18 protein-coding genes are annotated in these 18,633 nt (G+C 64.1%); 15 read left to right on the forward strand and 3 right to left on the reverse strand.

The features are described from left to right. Positions 1-185: 185 nt before the first annotated feature. Entirely contained in the window at positions 186-704 is a 519-nt protein-coding gene (locus KUV74_RS05140) for a fasciclin domain-containing protein (protein WP_108448412.1), read from the reverse strand. 403 nt (positions 705-1,107) lie between these two features. Here KUV74_RS05140 and KUV74_RS05145 point away from each other — a divergent pair, with 403 nt between their 5' ends. The 3 genes from KUV74_RS05145 (at position 1,108) to KUV74_RS05155 (ending at position 3,397) form a co-directional block, all read left to right on the forward strand. Further along, a complete protein-coding gene (locus KUV74_RS05145) occupies positions 1,108-1,371 on the forward strand; it encodes a hypothetical protein (RefSeq protein ID WP_045992616.1) in 264 nt (87 codons plus the stop codon). Further along, positions 1,368-1,586 carry a hypothetical protein gene (locus tag KUV74_RS05150; RefSeq protein ID WP_108448410.1) on the forward strand — a complete coding sequence of 73 codons (219 nt, stop codon included), beginning with the start codon at positions 1,368-1,370 and terminating at the stop codon, positions 1,584-1,586. The genes KUV74_RS05145 and KUV74_RS05150 overlap by 4 nt, the downstream gene beginning before the upstream one ends. A 473-nt stretch (positions 1,587-2,059) precedes the next feature. Next, positions 2,060-3,397, forward strand: coding sequence for a Na+/H+ antiporter family protein (locus KUV74_RS05155; RefSeq protein WP_222515827.1), 1,338 nt, complete (start codon positions 2,060-2,062; stop codon positions 3,395-3,397). 103 nt (positions 3,398-3,500) lie between these two features. Here KUV74_RS05155 and KUV74_RS05160 read toward each other — a convergent pair whose 3' ends face one another. Then, positions 3,501-4,391 (reverse strand): LysR family transcriptional regulator, encoded by an 891-nt coding sequence (locus KUV74_RS05160; RefSeq protein ID WP_045992614.1) that lies wholly within the window; start codon positions 4,389-4,391, stop codon positions 3,501-3,503. Between the two features lie 173 nt (positions 4,392-4,564). Between KUV74_RS05160 and KUV74_RS05165 the strand changes: the two genes are divergently transcribed. From KUV74_RS05165 to KUV74_RS05215, 11 genes are all read left to right on the forward strand, one after another. Beyond that, positions 4,565-5,761, forward strand: a complete 1,197-nt coding sequence (locus tag KUV74_RS05165; protein WP_045992613.1) for a M20 aminoacylase family protein — start codon at positions 4,565-4,567, stop codon at positions 5,759-5,761. Between the two features lie 44 nt (positions 5,762-5,805). Next, on the forward strand, positions 5,806-6,030 hold the full coding sequence (locus KUV74_RS05170) for a DUF3311 domain-containing protein (RefSeq protein ID WP_045992612.1): 225 nt from the start codon (positions 5,806-5,808) through the stop codon (positions 6,028-6,030). Next, a complete protein-coding gene (locus KUV74_RS05175; RefSeq protein WP_222515764.1) occupies positions 6,023-7,498 on the forward strand; it encodes a sodium:solute symporter in 1,476 nt (491 codons plus the stop codon). The genes KUV74_RS05170 and KUV74_RS05175 overlap by 8 nt, the downstream gene beginning before the upstream one ends. A gap of 169 nt (positions 7,499-7,667) precedes the next feature. Beyond that, complete coding sequence (locus tag KUV74_RS05180; protein WP_045992610.1) at positions 7,668-8,336, forward strand: TetR/AcrR family transcriptional regulator; 669 nt, start codon at positions 7,668-7,670, stop codon at positions 8,334-8,336. Between the two features lie 131 nt (positions 8,337-8,467). After that, the gene (locus tag KUV74_RS05185) at positions 8,468-9,448 is read left to right on the forward strand and encodes an MDR family oxidoreductase (protein ID WP_222515765.1); all 981 of its coding nucleotides are present in this window, start codon (positions 8,468-8,470) and stop codon (positions 9,446-9,448) included. Positions 9,449-9,701: 253 nt separating this feature from the next. After that, the gene (aldA, locus tag KUV74_RS05190; RefSeq protein WP_222515766.1) at positions 9,702-11,126 is read left to right on the forward strand and encodes an aldehyde dehydrogenase; all 1,425 of its coding nucleotides are present in this window, start codon (positions 9,702-9,704) and stop codon (positions 11,124-11,126) included. 95 nt (positions 11,127-11,221) lie between these two features. Further along, the gene (locus tag KUV74_RS05195) at positions 11,222-12,457 is read left to right on the forward strand and encodes a mandelate racemase/muconate lactonizing enzyme family protein (protein WP_222515767.1); all 1,236 of its coding nucleotides are present in this window, start codon (positions 11,222-11,224) and stop codon (positions 12,455-12,457) included. Positions 12,458-12,461: 4 nt separating this feature from the next. Then, positions 12,462-14,078, forward strand: coding sequence for a GMC family oxidoreductase (locus KUV74_RS05200; RefSeq protein ID WP_222515768.1), 1,617 nt, complete (start codon positions 12,462-12,464; stop codon positions 14,076-14,078). Positions 14,079-14,170: 92 nt separating this feature from the next. Beyond that, positions 14,171-14,938: an IclR family transcriptional regulator gene (locus KUV74_RS05205; RefSeq protein WP_222515769.1), complete on the forward strand. Its 768-nt coding sequence runs from the start codon at positions 14,171-14,173 to the stop codon at positions 14,936-14,938. Further along, positions 14,931-15,866, forward strand: a complete 936-nt coding sequence (locus KUV74_RS05210) for a LysR substrate-binding domain-containing protein (protein ID WP_222515770.1) — start codon at positions 14,931-14,933, stop codon at positions 15,864-15,866. Before KUV74_RS05205 ends, KUV74_RS05210 begins: the two co-directional genes overlap by 8 nt. 159 nt (positions 15,867-16,025) lie before the next feature. Then, positions 16,026-16,778 carry an NAD(P)-dependent oxidoreductase gene (locus tag KUV74_RS05215; protein WP_261395091.1) on the forward strand — a complete coding sequence of 251 codons (753 nt, stop codon included), beginning with the start codon at positions 16,026-16,028 and terminating at the stop codon, positions 16,776-16,778. A 75-nt stretch (positions 16,779-16,853) separates the two neighbouring features. Here the strand turns inward: KUV74_RS05215 and KUV74_RS20790 are convergent, their stop codons facing one another. Further along, positions 16,854-17,036 carry a hypothetical protein gene (locus KUV74_RS20790; protein WP_261395092.1) on the reverse strand — a complete coding sequence of 61 codons (183 nt, stop codon included), beginning with the start codon at positions 17,034-17,036 and terminating at the stop codon, positions 16,854-16,856. A gap of 22 nt (positions 17,037-17,058) precedes the next feature. Between KUV74_RS20790 and KUV74_RS05220 the strand changes: the two genes are divergently transcribed. Further along, positions 17,059-18,480 carry an aldehyde dehydrogenase family protein gene (locus KUV74_RS05220; RefSeq protein WP_222515771.1) on the forward strand — a complete coding sequence of 474 codons (1,422 nt, stop codon included), beginning with the start codon at positions 17,059-17,061 and terminating at the stop codon, positions 18,478-18,480. Positions 18,481-18,633 lie beyond the last annotated feature (153 nt).

Below are 18,633 nucleotides of genomic sequence, written 5' to 3' on the forward strand. Positions count from 1 at the left end.
CCAATAGCGGCCTGCCAATGCCGAGCGCTGCTTCCTATATCCACAGCCCTGACACAAAAAAACCGCCCTCGACGGGCGGCCAAACGGGACAGGGGTCTATCGAAACAGTGACCGGGGGAACTCGTGCCCGGCCTCTGGCGACCAGTGCAGCAGATGTTGCACTGGCGTCAGTCACTCAGCATCGGTTATTCAGGGATCAGCACGCTGTCCACCACGTGGATCACCCCATTGCTGGCCTTGATGTCGGACTCCACCACGGCGGCATTGCCTACGCTTGCCGAGCCTTCCTGGGCGTCGATGGCCATGTCGGTTCCCTGCAGGGTGGTCACCTCGGATGACTCCTCCAGTGACACTTCTCCTTCCACCATGTGGTAGGAAACGACCTCGACCAGACGTCGGTGGGAGGCCTTGTCGTCGCTCATCCACTCATCGAGTTGTCCTGGCTGCAGGGTGCCGAAGGCTTCGTTCGTTGGAGCAAAGAGCGTATAGGTTTGATCTCCCTGTAGCGGCTCGTCGAGGCCAGCCTTCTCGACAGCATCAAGCAATGTCGAGAAACGTCCGTCGGCCTGGGCGACTTCGAGCAGATTGCGTGAGGGATCCTGCTGTTGCTGCTGATCCGCTTCGGCCACCCCGCCAGCGAGCAGCGCTACGCCGAGCACGCAGCTCGGCAGGAACGACGTTGCGGCAGACATTGCTTTTTTCATGCTCTCGCCTCCTTGCGGTGATTGCTCCGAGATGTCGCGTCGCCACTGCGCGCCTTCCGGGAACCTCTCTGTCGGGGCTGTTCAACCAGGACGACGCAGTTCATGTACAAAAATTAGATCAAGAACAAGTAACGTACAAGAAAAAGTTTTACGACAGCTTTCGTCACTCTGATCATCAAGGCGTCATCTTTTGACGTCATGATATGGGCGCTGCTCGGAAAGACGGTAATGACGGCGAAATGTCGATACGCTTCCGGCGACAGAAAACCTATACAATACTTGCATATCAAGCCTGGCGATGAGAACCTTTCGTACCGTTGAGGCTCGGCCAGGAGGGCCATACGCAGCCTCGCTTCCACAACGGAACGAACGACGGCACGTCATGCGCCAAGGAGGGCGACCCGTGTACTACCCGATTTCCTGTACCCGCTGTGGCCACGACCTGGCCAGCACACCGGGACCTGTAACGGCTCAGCCCAATGACTGGGAAGAGCTGAACTGCACCGAGTGCGGTGAGTTTCATGCCACCCTGGGCGCCTGGGAAGAACAGCAGACGCCCGACCGCCTGCGCTTTCTCAACAAGTCTCGCAGCCTGATGATGGCCATGCGACGTGAGCACGATGCCTTGATCGAGCAGCAGCACACCAAGGGAGAGCGAGTCGCATGATCACCGTCGCCCTGGACCTGAGCTGCACCATCTGTGGCCACTCCCGCTTCACGCTGCCTGTTGGTCAAGACGACGGCGACAGCGTTCACTGCGCCAACTGCACCGCCTACAAGTGCAAGGCCATGGACCTGGAGCGCGCGCTAATGGCGACTCTGCCAACGTCCATGCCTGCAGTACCGACTTCCTCTGGCGCCGCCCAGGCGGTACCCGCCTGAGCGATGGCTTGAGAGACAGCGTTTCAGCGCCCCGCTTTTCGCCGACGCGTCCTGGCGATTCACGCCGCCCCTTCCGGGGCGGCGTTTTTAATGGAAGGCAGCGTAGCCGCGTCTTTGCTTTCTTCCTTTCCCCCCTTGCCACCATGGCGGCGACCATCGAGACCGCTATCGAGGCAACTATCGAGGCCAGTGCGGGCCACGGCCCAGGTTTGGGGTATCATTCGCCCGCTAGCGAACGGCCGTCAGGCTTCAACCTCCCCTAGAAGAGGACCAGCCCTCCGCGGTAACGCCACGCTCGCCGGCACTCTCACGCCCCCTGGACACGTGGCTCATGACGAGCCGGAGACCCCATGCAAGAGACCGCCCTTACCGACCCTTCTCCCAAGGCAAACCGTTTTGCCCGCACCCGCGCACTGCCGACCATTGCTCTGTGCGCCCTGATCTACGCCTCGACCCTGGCCGTCGGCTACCACATCAACGCGGCGGTGTTGACGATCCTCAGCATGATCGTGCTGTGCCTGCTGCGGATCCCCGTGGCCATCGCTCTGATCAGCGCCGCCATGCTAGGCGCGCTGCACGCCGGGCTGTCGATGAACGACGCCATCGGCGCCTTCAATGACAACCTGCTGGTCGGCGCCCAGGTCGGCCTGACCTACGTGATGATCGGCGCCTTCGCCGTGGCGCTGTCACGCTCGGGCCTGCTCGAACTGCTGGCCGATGCTATCTCGGCGCGCCTCGGCAGCGACGAGCAAAGTACCCGCAAGGGCGTGAAGTGGACGCTGTTCGGCCTGTTCATCGTCGCCTCACTGATGTCGCAGAATCTGGTGCCGGTGCACATCGCCTTCATTCCGATCCTGCTGCCTCCGCTGCTTGTGGTGCTCGATCGCCTGCGAGTCGACCGCCGCGCCGTGGCCTGCATCTTGGCCTGCTCGATCAGCGCCAGCTACCTGCTGCTGCCCACCGGCTTCGGTGCCATCTTTCTCAACGAGATCCTGCTGGCCAACGTCAACAGCGTCGGCGCGGACTACGGGCTGACCGCCACCGCCGACATGGCCCCCAAGGCCATGGCACTACCGGTGCTGGGCCTGGTCGCGGGGCTGCTGGTGGCCGTTTTTATCAGCTATCGCCGCCCGCGCGACTACGTCACACCAAGCACCGCCGCCGCCGCCAGGCCCGCCTCGCCGGCTCGCCTGAAGCCGCTACAGCTGGTCATCACCTTGGGAGCCCTGGCGGTGGCCCTGGTCTTTCAGCTCAAGTTCGACTCGCTGTTGCTCGGAGCCATGGTCGGTTTTCTGATCCTGGGGGTCTCCGGTATCTTCCGCTGGCAGGAGCAGGATGACGTCTTCACCGACGGGCTGCGGATGATGGCGCAGATCGCGGTCATCATCACCGTCGCCTCCGGCTTTGCCGGCGTGCTGACCGCCACCGGCGAAATCGAGCCTCTGGTAGCGGCGTCGGCCGAACTGATCGGCGGCAACATGGCGCTGGGCGCAGCGGTGATGCTGGTGGTGGGACTGTTCATCACCATCGGCTTCGGCGACTCCTTCGCCAGTGTGCCGATCCTGGCACCCATCTACCTGCCGCTGGCGCTGACCCTGGGCTTCGACCCGCTGGCGGCGATGGCCTTGCTGGGCGCCTCGGCGGCCCTGGGCGACGCTGGCTCGCCGGCCTCGACCATCACCCTGGGCGCCACCGCCGGGCTTAACGCCGATGGCCAGCACGACCACATTCGCGACAGCGTTATTCCGACCTTCCTGCACTGCAACATCGGCATGCTGGTGTTCGCCTGGATCGCCGCCATGGTGCTGTAATGCGCAGCACCTGACACCAAGCCTCGCAGCAATGGCAAAGGCCACCCCTCGGGTGGCCTTTTGCACGGCACCAGGCCAAGCGCAGATAACAGGGCGCGGCCGTTCAGGCCAGCGACTGCGACTCTGCCACCTCGATCAAGCGCCGGACCGCCGGCAGGCTGGCGTCCCTGCGCCAGACCAGCATCAGCGGCAGCACTATATCCAGATCCTCCAGGGGAAAGCTGACCACGCCTTCCGGGGCCCCGGCCATGGTCATTTCCGGCAATATCGTGCAGCCCATGCCCGCCGCCACCAGGCACAGCATGGTGGCGTTGTCGGTGCCTTCCTGCACCACGTGGGGGGTGAAGCCACGTCGCTGAAAGGCATGGATCAGCTTGTCGTGATAGACCGGTGTCGCGCTGCGCTCGAACCAGATGAAGTCTTCACCGGCCAGGTCCGCCAGTCGAGAGGGGGGATGCTGCGCCAGGCGTGATCCTTCGCTGGCTACCAGCACAAGACGATCTTCATAGAGGCAGTGGCTGTCGAGCTGATCATCATCGTCAGGGGGAAAGAACAGCATCCCCGCGTCCAGCTGATGATGGCGCAGCGCCTCCACCTGGGGCGCGGACAGCAGCGACTGTACCTTGAGGCTGACGTCCGGGTAACGCTGGCGATACCCGTTGAGCAGCTTGACGATCTGAGGCACCCACAGGTGCATGACGGTGACGCCCAGACGCAGCTGTCCGAGCTGTCCATCGGCAATCCGACGAGCATCGAGCTTGGCTGTCTCGAACTCTCGCAACAGTCGTCGCGCTTCGCCGTGAAAGGCAACCCCCGCAGCGGTCAAGCTTACGCCCTGCCGTGATCGCTCCAGCAGGGTGGCTCCCACCGACTCCTCCAGCAGCCTGAGCTGGCGGGTCAAGGCCGGCTGGGCCAACGGGATCTTTCTTGCCGCGCTGGAAATCGCGCCCTCCTCGACCACCGTCAGAAAGTAGCGCAGCTGCTTGAAGTCCATGTTCGATCCTTGTTGAGTGGGGCCACCACGCCAGTACCAGGATTCACCCAAGTCGACGGCTCATACGGCAAATCCATACAATAAAAGCATGGAAATATAAAAATAATAATATTTTATCTATGACATACCGCCAACCATGATGAAGGACACAATCAACAAGCGTCCGGAATCTCATGACCCAGCCTATCGACCCCACCTTCTTCGACGACCAGCACAGCAGTCTGACCGAACTGCGCCAGCACTTTCATCGGCATCCGGAGCTCGGCTTCAAGGAACACGCCACCTCCGCGCGTGTCTGCGATGAACTCGAGCGGCTCGATATCCCCTTCGACCACGGCCTGGGCGGCACCGGTGTCGTGGCCACCATCAGAGGGCTTGGCCCTGACAACGGTCGCCGTATTGGCCTGCGCGCCGACATGGACGCGCTGCCGATTCAGGAGGCAAGCGACCACGGCCATGTCTCCGAAGTGCCTGGTGTCATGCATGCCTGCGGCCACGATGGCCACACCACCATGCTGATCGGCGCCGCTCGCTACCTCGCCCGCCACCGCGATTTTTCCGGCACCATCCAGCTGGTGTTCCAACCGGCGGAAGAAGGCCTGGGCGGTGGACGAGCGATGGTCGAGGAGGGGCTGTTCGAGCGCTTCCCCATGGATGCGATCTACGGCCTGCACAACTGGCCGGCTCTGCCCCTGGGGCAGGTGGCGATTCGCCCGGGCCCGATCATGGCCGCCACCGATCGCCTGGATATCTGCATCCGCGGCAAGGGCGGCCACGGCGGGGTGAACCCACACCTTTCTACCGACCCGGTCAGAATGGCCGGCGCTCTGATCCAGGCCCTGCACAGCGTGGTCTCGCGCGATGCCGACCCGCTGTCTCCAGCGGCACTGAGCTTGTGCGGCATCAAGGGAGGTGAACTCGACGGCTTCGCCATCATTCCCGACGAGGTCCGACTGAGCGGCACGGTGCGAACCCTCGACAGCGCTACCCAGGATCGCATCGCCGAGGCCATCCAGCGCACCTGCGATGGTGTGGCGGCGACCTACGGCGGCGAGATAGACGTCGATCACCAGCGCATCTTTCCGGCCACGGTCAATCACCCGGCCGCGACCGACCACGTCATCGCCACCGCGAAGGAACTGCTGGGAGAGACCGCACTGGAGCGCGACGTGAATCCCAGCCTTGGTGGTGAAGACTTCGCCTTTATGCTCGAAAAGTGCCCGGGAGCCTACTTCTTCCTCGGCAGCGCCGAATCGGACACCACCCCGCCGCTTCATAACGCTCGCTACGACTTCAACGACGCCATCATTCCCGTGGGCAGCCGACTGCTGGTTGCCATCGCTCTTGGCGCCTTGAACGACCATCGCTGAGGCGATGCCGACAACGACCACACTCAACAACAAGAGGTCTTCCCATGAACCACCAAAAAGGCATGCCTTCCAAGGGCCTGCTGATCTACTTCGTGCTGTGCACCCTGGCCATGGTGTGGCCGGGTGCGCTGATCGCCAATCGCATCGATCCGATGGTGCTCGGCATGCCGTTCTTCATGTTCTGGTACGTGGCCTGGGTCTTCGCGCTGTTCGTGGGCCTGTTGATCGCCTATCGCAAGGATACCGGCGAGGAGGCAGACCATGAGTGATTCTCTGCTGATCACCGCCATGACGGTGGGCTATCTGGTCATCGTGCTGCTGGTGGGCCTGCGCGCAAGGCGTGGCCAGGGCTCCTCGCTGGAAGGCTACGTGGCGGGCGGTCGCCATATGGGCCTGCTGGTGCTGTTCTTCATCCTCGGTGCCGAGATCTTCTCCGCCTTTGCCTTCCTCGGTGCACCTGGCTGGGCCTACAGCAAGGGCGCCCCGGCGTTCTATATCATCGCCTACCTGACGCTGGCGGTAATCGTGTGGTGGCTGATCGCGCCGCATATCTCGTGGCTGGGTCGCCGCCACGGCTTTCTGACCCAGGCCGAGTTTCTGTCGGCCTGCTACCCCACTCCAAAGAATGTGCTGGGCCTGGTCATCGGTGTCGTCAGCGTGCTGGCGATGATTCCCTACCTGACCATCCAGATCGCTGGTGCCGGCATGCTGTTCGAAGCGGCGACCTCCGGCACCATTCCGTTCTGGCTGGGCAGTCTACTGGCCTGCGGCGTGGTGGCCGCCTACGTCTACGCCAGCGGCCTTCAGGGCATCGGCTGGACCAACCTGATGCAGGGCCTGATGATGGTCGTCATCGCCTGGGCGCTGGGGCTGACCACGGCCGAGCAGTTCTTTGGCGGCGTCGGTGAAATGTTCCAGCAGATCAAGGACCAGGCGCCGGAATATCTGACCATGCCCGGCGCCACCGGGATGGGCTGGGGCGCCTTCTCCACTGCGGTACTGGTCAGCGCGCTGGGCTGCGTGATGTGGCCTCACATCTTCATGAAGTTCTACAGCGCCAAGGACGTCAGGACGCTCAAGCGTGTCTTTGTGCTCTACCCGCTCTACAGCTACCTGCTGGTACCGCTGCTGATCATCGGCTTCGCCGGCATCGTGCTGCTCGCCGACACGCCACTGGATTCGCCTGACCGGGTGCTGCTGACCATCGTGGTGGAACTCGCCGACCTGCCCGCCTGGGTGATCGGACTGGCACTGTCCGGCGCCTTGGCGGCGGCCATGTCGACCGCCGCCAACCTGGCCCACACCTCGGCCACCATCCTGGTACGTGACGTGGTCCAGTTCACGCCCAGGATGCGCGCCCTGCCCGAGCACAAGGCGCTGTCACTGACGCGCTACGGGGTCATCGCGATATCGCTGATGGCGTACCTGCTGGCACTGGCCAACCCCGGCTCGCTGGTCAGCCTGCTGCTCGGAGCCTACGGCATTATTGTGCAACTGCTGCCGATGCTGCTGGGTGCCCTGTTCTGGCGTCGCGCGTCCCAGACCGCGGCCTTTATCGGGCTGAGTGTCGGCGCCGTCATCACCCTGCTGCTGCAATTCGGCATCGATGCGCCTTTCGGCTGGCACCCGGGCTTCTGCGGGTTGGTGGTCAACTCGGCGATCTTTGTCGTCATCAGCCTGATGCGCAAGTCGCGCGAGTCTCGCTCGCCGGTCGAGTGCCTGTCACCCCAGGTCTGATAGACCCTCGTCGATGACCTGCTCCAAGCGCCAGCGGCCCGATACCGGGCCGCTGGTGTCGTGTCAGGTGACGCTGTCGCCCCCCGTGGCCACCCTCGCGTGTCTTCTCGTTTCCCCTCGTGGTCAGCCCCATCATTGATTTTATAGACACCTGGTCTAAAATCATTGCATGACCAATCCGACGATAGCCAGGCGCCGGGGGCGACCGCCGAAGACCGACTACAGCGTCGGCGCCACCCAGGGCGACGCCAGAGCGGCGCTGATCGCCAGCGGCCTCGAGACCCTGACCGAACACGGCTTTCTGAGCGCGGGGCTCGACGGCATGCTCAAGCGTGCCGGGGTGCCCAAGGGTTCCTTCTATCACTACTTTGCCAGCAAGGAAGCCTTCGGCCAGGCGGTGCTCGAGCGCTACGCCCGCTATTTTGCCGACAAGCTCGACCGCCATCTGCAAGACGATTCCCGGCCACCACTCGAGCGCGTGCAGGCCTTTGTCGACGATGCCAAGGCCGGCATGGCACGCCACGACTATCGCCGTGGCTGTCTGGTGGGCAATCTCGGTCAGGAGGCGGCTGGCTTGCCGCCGGACTACCGCGAGCGGCTGATCGCCACGCTCGCCGACTGGCAACGACGTCTCGCCGCTTGCCTGGAAGAAGCCCGCCACCACGGCGATATCGCCTCCGACAGGGACCCTGACCGGCTGGCCGAGGCCTTCTGGATCGGCTGGGAGGGCGCCATCATGCGCGCCAGGCTGGAACGCAGCCCGCGCCCGATCGATGTGTTCACCGACAGCTTCTTTTCGGGCCTGGACACCCAACGCCAGGGTCGTCCGTCGCCATGAACTGAACTGAGCCGACCTGACTTGACAATAGTCCGACACTGAACCGAGAGCCCGCTCCTGCGGGGTCGTATACGGCGCCCTGATACTGCTTGCGCCAATTTATAGACAAACCGTCTAAAAAGGAGACCGCCATGTTCGACGCCATCGTGATCCGCAAGGAAGGCGACACTCAGAAGGCCGCTATCGAGTCACTGGATGACCAGGCCCTGCCCGAGGGCGACGTGACCGTGAACGTCGACTACAGCACCCTGAACTACAAGGACGGGCTGGCCATCACCGGCAAGGGCCCGGTGGTCAAGTCCTTCCCCATGGTCCCGGGTATCGACCTTGCCGGCGTGGTGGAAGCCTCGCAGCACCAGGACTTCCAGCCGGGTGACCGGGTGGTCCTGAACGGCTGGGGCGTTGGCGAGAAGCACTGGGGCGGGCTGGCCCAGAAGGCTCGGCTGAACGGCGACTGGCTGATCCCGCTGCCCGAAGCCTTCAGCACCAGAAACGCCATGGCCATCGGCACCGCCGGCTACACCGCCATGCTCTCGGTACTAGCGCTGGAGCGCCACGGGGTGACCCCGGACCAGGGCGAGGTGCTGGTCACCGGCGCCAGCGGTGGCGTCGGCAGCTTTGCCATCACCCTGCTGGCCAAGCTGGGCTACGAAGTCGTTGCCTCCACCGGCAAGGTCGAGGAGGCGGACTATCTGAAGGCACTGGGCGCCACCTCGATCATCGACCGCGTCGAGCTCGAACAGCCCGGAAAGCCCCTGGCCAGGGAACGCTGGGCGGGTGCCGTCGACAGCGTCGGCAGCCACACCCTGGTCAATGTGCTGGCCTCGACCCGCTACGGCGGCACGGTGACCTCCTGCGGCCTGGCCCAGGGCATGGACCTTCCCGCCACGGTGATGCCCTTCATCCTGCGTGGCGTGACCCTGGCCGGCATCGACAGCGTGATGCAGCCCAGAGAAGTTCGCCTGGAAGCCTGGCAGCGCCTGGCCGAGCTGATGCCTGAAGAGCGTCTCGACGACATCGCCAGCGAGATCCCGCTGAGCGAGGCCATCACCACCGCAGAGCGCCTGATGGAAGGCAAGGTCAGAGGCCGCGTGGTGGTCGCCACCCGCTAGGCCCGATGACACGTGCCCTGCTGGCCGTCGCCGGCAGGGCGCCTGATGTTGCTTTCCTCGGCGCTTTCTCGGGCCTTACCTGACGCTAACCTAACGCTTACCTGGCGCTGTCTTGGCTTCCTGCCGGCTCGCCTACAGGCACCAACACACCAACGCATATTCCATATGCGGAATTTTATTTCTACATAAGGAATTTTCTTGACGCCCTCAGGGTCGCTTCCTAGGCTGGTTTGAACTTGACGAGGAATCAGCCATGAGCACCGATGGGAATTTCATCAACAACGACTTTGTCAGCGTCCCTCAGGCCAGCATGATCCCGGTCTACTGCCCCGCCACGGGAGCGATGGTGGGCGAGGTACAGGCCGCCACCAACGCCCAGGCGATGGAAGCTGTCGAGGTCGCGGCCAGGGCCCAGAAGCACTGGCGCAGGCTGACCAGTGCCGAGCGGGCGGTACATATGCAGCGCCTGGCCGACGCCCTGATGGAGCGTCGCGAGGCCATTGGGCGGGCGCTGGCCGAAGAGTCGGGAAAGAGCCTCGAGGACGCCACCAACGAGGCGGTATACGCGGCCGATATCACCCGCTACCACGCCGAATGGGCGCGACGGATCGAGGGCGATATCGTGCCCAGTGACACCCCTGACGAGAGCCTGCTGCTCACTCGGGAGCCGATCGGCGTGGTGGCCTGCCTGATTCCCTTCAACTACCCCGTCTTCACCCTGCTGCGCAAGATTGCACCGGCGATGATCACCGGCAACAGCGTGATCGTGCGCCCGAGCAACAACACTCCGCGTTCGGCCTTCGAAATTGCCCGGGCCGTCCAGGCGGCCGAGATCCCGCCGGGGGTGGTCAACATCCTGAGCATGGACCACGCCACCGCCGAGGCCGTGTGTACTCACCCAAGGGTCGGCATGATCACCCTCACCGGCAGCGTCGGCGCCGGCCGCAAGGTGCTGGAGTACTCCCAGGTCAATATCGCCAAGTCGTCGCTGGAACTGGGTGGCAAGTCACCGGCCATCGTCGAGCCCGACGCCGACCTCGAGCAGGCCGCCCGTCAGATCGTGGCCTCCAAGACCACCAACTGCGGCCAGCTGTGTACCGCCATCGAGCGAGTCTACGTGCATCAGTCCATCGCCGAGCCCTTCATCGCCCTGCTCAAGGCCAACATGGAGGCCTGCACCTTCGGCAATCGTGCCGAGGACCCCAGCCACATGGGCCCCCTGATCAACGAGAACACCCGCCTCAATGTCCACCAGATGGTCGAGCGTGCCATCGACGACGGCGTCACCCTGGCCACCGGCGGCGCGATTCCCCCTGGCCCCGGACACTTCTACCCGCCGACCCTGCTGACCGACTGCCGCCAGGACATGGAGATCGTCCAGGAAGAGATCTTCGGCCCGGTACTGCCGGTGCTGACCTACGCCAATGTGGATGAAGCCCTGGCGCTGGCCAACGACCACCAGTTCGGCCTTGCCTCGGTGGTGTTCACCGAGAACTACCGCACCGCCATGAAGGTGGCCCACAACATCGAGGCAGGCGAGGTCTACATCAATCGCACCCCATCGGACCCCTACCAGGGCTACCACGCCGGCTGGAAGCGTTCGGGCCTCGGTGGCGACGACGGCAAGCACGGCATGCTGGACTACACCCAGACCCGGCTGGTGGTATTGAACTACTGACGCCATCCCGCGCCACCCCACACCCAAGCCCATCACCGCCGCGTCTACGCCGGGCGGTCGGCCGCTTGCTGCCCTTCTCAGAGGACTCGCCGTTCATGAAAGTCGTCAGTTGTGAAAGCCATGTGGTCGCCACACCTCCGCCCCACATCGGCGGCATGTACTGGATCTTCGTCAAACTGGGAACCGCCTGTGGCATCGAGGGCGTCGGCGAGGTCTATGCGGCGACCTTCCACCCGCAAGTGGTGGTCGCCGCCATCGAGGACGTGTTCGAGCGCTACCTGAAGGGACGGGATCCCCACCATCTGGAACGGCTGTATCGCGAGACCTACTCGAGCGGCTTCACCCAGCGCCCGGACCTGACCATGATGGGGGTGCTCAGCGGCCTCGAGATGGCCTGCTGGGACATCGTCGGCAAGGCGGCCGGCCAGCCGGTACATGCACTGATCGGCGGCAAGCTCCACGATCGGCTGCGCTCCTACACCTATCTCTACCCCCGTGCCCCCGGCGGCGACTATGACTACGACAATGTCGAGCTGGCGGTGGAGTGCGCCCTGGAGCAGAAGGCCCTCGGCTTTACCGCGCTCAAGTTCGATCCGGCGGGCCCCTACACCGCCTACTGCGGGCATATGCTGTCACTGGAGGCGCTGGAAAAGAGCGCAACCTTCTGCCAGCGCATCCGTGAGGCGGTCGGCAACGGCTGCGACCTGCTGTTCGGTACCCACGGCCAGATGACGCCGGCCTCGGCGATCCGCCTGGCCAAGCGCCTCGAACCCTTTGACCCGCTGTGGTTCGAGGAGCCGGTGCCACCCGGCCAGAGCGAGGCCATGGCCAGGGTCGCTGACCATACCTCCATCCCGGTGGCCACCGGTGAGCGGCTGACCACCAAGTACGAGTTCCATGACCTGCTGCGCCACCAGGCCGCCTCGATCCTGCAGATGAACCTTGGCCGGGTCGGCGGCATCCTCGAAGGCAAGAAGATCGCCGCCCTGGCCGAGGTCCACTACGCCCAGATAGCGCCCCACCTGTACAACGGCCCGGTGGGTGCGGCGGCCAGCATTCAGCTCGCCGCCGCCACACCCAACTTCCTGATCCAGGAGAGCATCGGCACCTGGGACGGCTTCCACGCCGAGGTGCTCGAAGCCAAGATCGAGTGGAGTGACGGCTTTATCATTCCCTCCGATCGACCGGGGCTCGGGGTGGAACTGGACATGGCGGTGGTCAGGGCCCACTCACCCTACACCGGCAAGCGCCTGCACCTGAGCATGGACGCCACGCCCTACGATGTCGTCCAGCAGTCCTGCACCCGCTGGAAGACCCGACCGGAGGCCTGAGGCGATGGACTACGACTTCATCATCGTCAGTGCAGGTTCCGCAGGCTGCGTGCTGGCCCACCGGCTGAGTGCCAGCGGACACCACAAGGTACTAATCGTCGAGGCCGGCGGCCGTGACAGCTCCCCCTGGCTTCGGGTGCCGGTGGGCTTTGCCAAGACCTACTATCACCCCGGCTACAACTACATGTACTACAGCGCCGAGGAGCCGGCGTTGGCCAACCGGCGGATCTACACACCCCGGGGCAAGGTCCAGGGAGGATCGGGCTCGATAAACGCCATGATCTATGTGCGAGGCCAGCCATCGGACTTCGATGACTGGGAGCGCGCGGGTAACCCGGGGTGGGGCTACCAGGCGCTGTTGCCCTATTTCAGGAAACTCGAGCAGCACCCTGCGGGCGATACCGAATTCCACTCGAGCCAGGGACTGATCGGCATCACCCCGCTCAAGGAAATCGCCCATCCGATCTGCCAGTCCTACCTCAGGGCTGCCGATGAACTCGGCTACCCGCTCAATGACGACTTCAATGGCGCCTCCATCGAAGGTGCCGGCCTCTATGAGACGAACATCCGCCGAGGCCGTCGCGATTCCAGCAACACTGCCTACCTGAAGCCGGCGCTCGAGCGCTCCAATCTCACCCTCAAGCACGTCAGCCAGGTTCAACGGGTGCTGTTCGACGATCAGCGTCGCGCCAGCGGCATTGAATACCGAGAGCAAGGCCAGTTGAAGACCCTGCGCGCACGCCGCGAGGTGATCGTCTGCGCCGGTGCGGTGGACTCGCCAAAGCTGCTGATGCTCTCGGGACTCGGGGACAGCGAGAAGCTGCGACAACACGGGATCGCAGCGCTCCAGCAGCTGCCCGGCGTGGGCCGAAACCTGCAGGATCACCTGGCCGTCAGCTACTTCTATCGCGCCAACTGCCGGACCCTGAACGACGACTTCAACTCTCTACCCGGCCTGACCAGGGCAACGATGAGGTACCTGATCAATCGCAGCGGCCCGCTGGCGATGAGCGTCAACCAGGCCGGCGGCTTCTTTCGCGGCCATGCCGACGAACCCGTGCCCAATATCCAGCTCTACTTCAACCCGCTGTCCTATCGCATCCCGGCACCGCCGGACACGACACTGACCGCGGATGCCTACTCAGGCTTCCTGCTGGCCTTCAATTCCTGCCGTCCCGACAGTCGTGGCACCATCGAGCTGGCCAGCGCCGATGCCAATGAGCCGGCGGTGATCCGGCCGAACTATCTGGGAACCCGGCGAGATCAGGACGAGGCCATTCAGGGCAGCCGGCTCATTCGCGCGCTGGCCGAAACGGCGGCCCTGGGTGCCGTCATCGACGCCGAGGTCACTCCGGCGGATGCCGTCCACGATGACCAAAGCATGTTAGAGTACTTTCGCGCCAACGCAGGCTCCATCTATCATCTGTGCGGTACCTGCGCCATGGGGCCCGACCCTCGCGAGGCGGTGGTCGATGGCAGTCTCAGGGTGCATGGCGTGTCCGGGCTCAGGGTCATCGACGCCTCGATCTTTCCCAACATCACCTCGGGTAACCTCAATGCACCGGTGATGATGGTGGCGGAAAAGGGGGCCGACCTGATCCTTCAGGACCACCCGATCTGAACGACGCCCAGGAGCCACATCGCCCCTGGGTCTGACCGGACGAGTCATCTGCATTCGTCCTCGCATTCGCGTTTTGGAGACCGCGGCTGATCATGAATTCGGAAAGGACCTCGGAAAAGACCAAGGCTCCGGCGGTCGATCATAGCGTCATGATCCTGGACCTGCTGGCGGCCACCAGCTATCCCATGACGCTTTCGGAAATCTGTGACGCTACCGGTATCTCGCCGGCCACCGGTCACCGTGTCATCAACGCCCTGCTTCACCACCAGCTGGTGGCCCAGGATCCAAGCCGCAAGAAGTCCTACTGCATCGGCTCACGCATCTTCCAGATATCCTCCACCATCTATAACAAGCAGAGCCTGATACCCTACTTCTATCCGATCGCGGAAATCCTGAAAAACGAAATCCACAAGACCATCTTTCTGTGCGTGCCCATCGGCAACAAGGTCGTGGTGGTGTCCAAGATCGACGGTGCCAGTGGCGCAAGCTTCAACCTTTACGTCGGCAAGACCATGGCGTTGCACGAAGCCGCCAGTGGCAAGATCATCCTGGCGATGCGCGACGAGGACTCCTGGCAGGGCTATCTCGCCGACGAGCTTGGTCTTGCTCCCGAGAACAAGGGGGTGAAAGGCGTCATGGCGGAACTGGGGCGGGCCCATCGGCTCGGTTACGCCACCTCCAACGGCGCGCCTGAGCAGGGCGTCAGCTGCATCGCCGCACCGGTGCTCAACCTGCGCAACGAGCCCATCGCAGCGATCAGCGCCGCCATCAGCAGCGACACCCTGAGCCCCCAGGACGCGCGCCGCTACTCCAAGAACCTGGTGCAGGCCGCGCGCCAGCTGTCGTCCCGCGTTGTCTGACGTCCCGCGTCATCGGACACCCGCGGCACCGCTGCCGCTGGATCGCCTGCCGCCCTTGAGTGCGCTGAAGGGATTCGAGGCCGCGGCGCGACTATCAAGCCTGCGCGCCGCAGCCGAGGAGCTGCACCTCTCCCACCCCGCCATCGCCAACCAGATACAGCGTCTGGAGCAGAGCCTGGGGACGAAACTGTTCGCCCGCCGGGGTCGGCATATCGAGCTCACAGAGTCCGGTCGACGTTTCTACCCTGTCGTGCGCGACGCCATGGAAGCTCTGATCCAGGGCGCCGAAACACTGCGTCGCCAGCCCTGCCTTGAACCCCTGCGCGTGCAGGTCTATGTGACCACCTCGATCCGCTGGCTGGCCCCACGACTGGCACAATTTCACCAGCGCTATCCCGAGACCGAACTGAGGATCAAGACCTACAGCCTGGACTGGACCTTCGACAGCGCCCACGCCGATATCGCCATCCTCTTCCGTGATGGCCCGCTGCCCTCTCGACTTGACTGGACACCGCTGTTTCCCTCGACGCTGACCCCTGTGTGCAGCCCGTCGCTGGTGATGGGGCATTCGTTGCCGCTATCCCCCGAGGCGCTGCAGGCCTTCCCCCTAATCAGCGTCTACACCGAGAGCTGGAGCTGGCAGGGCTGGTTCGACACCCAGTCGCCTTCTGCCACACGGCCCGCGCCGCCACGCGCCCTTCAGGTCGACACCCTGGCCGCGGCGCTCGAGATGGCCGCCCGAGGTGAAGGCGTCGCCCTGGTCAATGGCCCCTTCGCCGAGGATGACCTGGCGACGGGTCGGCTGATCAACCCGGCGGGCAAGGTACAGCCCGCCAGCGGCGAATGGGGCATCGCCTACCCCTCCCATCTGGCCGACGATCCGCGAGTGGAGGCCTTCAGCACCTGGCTGCTGAGTCAGCGGGGCTGAGTCGCCTTCACTCAACAAAAGTGACCAATCACCAAGAAAAGATGAATTGTCGTCTGCCCCCGCCGTGCCTAGCGTGAAGCCTACCTGCAGCATTTCATCCGCCACCGCGCAAGGATCTCACTGCAAGGTGATCGGCTCACCGGCATGAGATGACATCCCATGAACATCGGCTTTATCGGACTTGGCAACGTCGGCGGCAAGCTCGCCGGCAGCCTGCTGCGCAACGGCTATCACGTCACGATCCGCGACCTCGACCCCGAGATCACTCGACGCTTCATCGACCAGGGCGCTGCCGCCGCCAGCAGCCCCAGAGCAGTGGCCGAGGCCAGCGATATGATCATCACTTGCCTGCCATCTCCTCGCGCCTGCAGCGCGGTAATGGAAGCCGAGGATGGGGTCATCGCCGGGCTCTCTGCCGGCAAGGTGTGGCTGGAGATGAGCACCACCGATGCCCAGGAACTGGTACGCATCGCCGCCAGGGTCGCCGCCACCGGCGCCCTCGCCATGGAGACACCGGTCTCCGGCGGCTGCCACCGCGCCGCCACCGGCAACATTTCGATCTTCGCCGGCGGTGATCGCGACACCTTTGAACGGGTGTTGCCGGTGCTGACCACCCTGGGGCGTCGGGTCCTGCACACCGGACCTCTGGGCACGGCCTCGATGCTCAAGGTACTGACCAACTACCTCGCCACCGCCAATCTGTGTTCGGTGGCCGAGGCCTTGACCGTGGCTCGCAAGGCCGGCCTGGACATGAACACCACCTTCGAGGCCATCCGTATCTCCTCGGGCAATTCCTTTGTCCACGAGACCGAATCCCAGGTCATTCTCAACGGTAGCCGCGATATCAGCTTCACCATGGATCTGGTGCTCAAGGACGTGGGCCTGTTCGACGCCCTGGCCAGAAGCCTCTAGGTGCCCCTCGAGATATCGCCGCTGCTGCTCGACATCTTTCAGGATGGCCAAGAGCGCTATGGCTCCCGTGAGTGGTCATCCAACATCATCCGGCGCCTCGAGGACGACTGCGGCGTCGAGGTGCTCGGCGACGGCTTCCCCGCCGAACTGACCGACACCGAGCCGGAAGAGGTCGGCCATGAAGTGGTCGTGCGCGGCAGGTCCGGAGAAAGGGCTGCCAGGCTGACCGCGACGGCATACGCCGGTCTTGATCATCATCCGAGCCAACGAGGACCTCGCCATGCACTACAGAGAACACTTCTTTATCGATGGCCGCTGGCACACGCCCAGCGACAGCGAGCGCTTTGGCATCCTCGACCCTGCCACCGAGAATCTGTGCGCCTCGGTGCCAAGAGCGCACCGAGCGGACATCGACGCCGCCGTCGAGGCGGCGCGGCGCGCTCTGCCCGACTGGTCGGCGACCCCCGCCGGGCAACGGCGCGAGATACTTCTCGCCGTCGCCGACGAGATGCAAAGGCGCCACGCAGACCTGGTCGAGGCGCACGTCATCACCCTGGGCTGCCCGGTCCAGATCACACCCGCCATGCACGTGGATGGCCCCATCGAAGGCATGCGCTACTACGCCGAGCGGGCCTTGCGTTTCGAAGAGATCGAACGCCGCAATGGCGTCGCCATCGTCCGCGAGCCGGTCGGCGTGTGCGCGCTGATCAACCCCTGGAACTACCCACTGCATCAGCTGGTCGGCAAGCTGGCCCCGGCCCTGGCGGCAGGCTGTACCGTGGTCACCAAGCCGGCCGAACAGACGCCTCTGCAGGACTTCATCATGGCCGAGATCTTTCACAGCGTCGGCCTCCCCGCCGGGGTCTTCAACCTGGTGACGGGCTCCGGCAGCGAGATCGGCCCTCTGCTGGCGAGCCATCCCGAGGTCGACATGGTGTCCTTCACCGGCTCCACCCGCGCCGGTATCGAGGTGGCCATCAACGCCGCCGCCGGGGTCAAGCGAGTGTGTCAGGAGCTGGGGGGCAAGTCGCCGCTGATCATCACCGCGGACGCGGACCTGCCCCGGGCGGTGCGCTTCGGGGTGGAAAACGTGATGGCCAACAGTGGCCAGACCTGCGACGCCTTCACCCGCATGCTGATACCACGCTCACGTCTGGCCGACGCCGAACGCATCGCCCTAACGGTCGCCCGGGAGCAGGTGGCAGGTGACCCGGCGGACACCGCCACCACCATGGGGCCGCTGGTGTCCCGACGCCAGCGCGACAGCGTACGCCAGCACATTCAGCAGGGTATCGCCGAGGGAGCCCGCTTGATGCTGGGTGGTACCGAGGCCCCTGAGGGGCTGGAGCAGGGCTACTATGTTCGCCCCACCCTCTTCAGCGACGTCAGCAACCACATGGCAATCGCACGATCAGAAATCTTCGGCCCGGTGCTGTGCATGATTCCCTACGACGACCTGGAACAGGCCATCGAGATCGCCAACGACACGCCCTATGGGCTGTCTTCCGCCGTCTACGCCGCCAGCGCCGAAGCCGCCCTGCCCATCGCCCGCCGCCTCAAGGCCGGCCAGTGCTACCTGCAAGGGGCGGAATTTTCCTTCGATGCCCCCTTCGGCGGCTACGGCCAATCCGGCAACGGTCGCGAATGGGGCGAAGAGGGCCTGGAGGAATATCTGGAAACCAAGGCCATCCTGGGGGGCTGAGGGCTTGTCACTACGCCTCTCTCTGAAAAAGATCTGAACAAGACTTTGCCCAAACTTCTGACATTTGGTCAGGTTTCCACCCAATCGACTCCGTAGCCGTACATGCCAGCCATTAGCCGCCAGGATGATTGCCATCTCCTTCCATTACTGGCT

Origin of the sequence: Halomonas sp. DP1Y21-3, from assembly GCF_019801245.1 — a bacterium.
Lineage (GTDB): Bacteria > Pseudomonadota > Gammaproteobacteria > Pseudomonadales > Halomonadaceae > Halomonas > Halomonas litopenaei.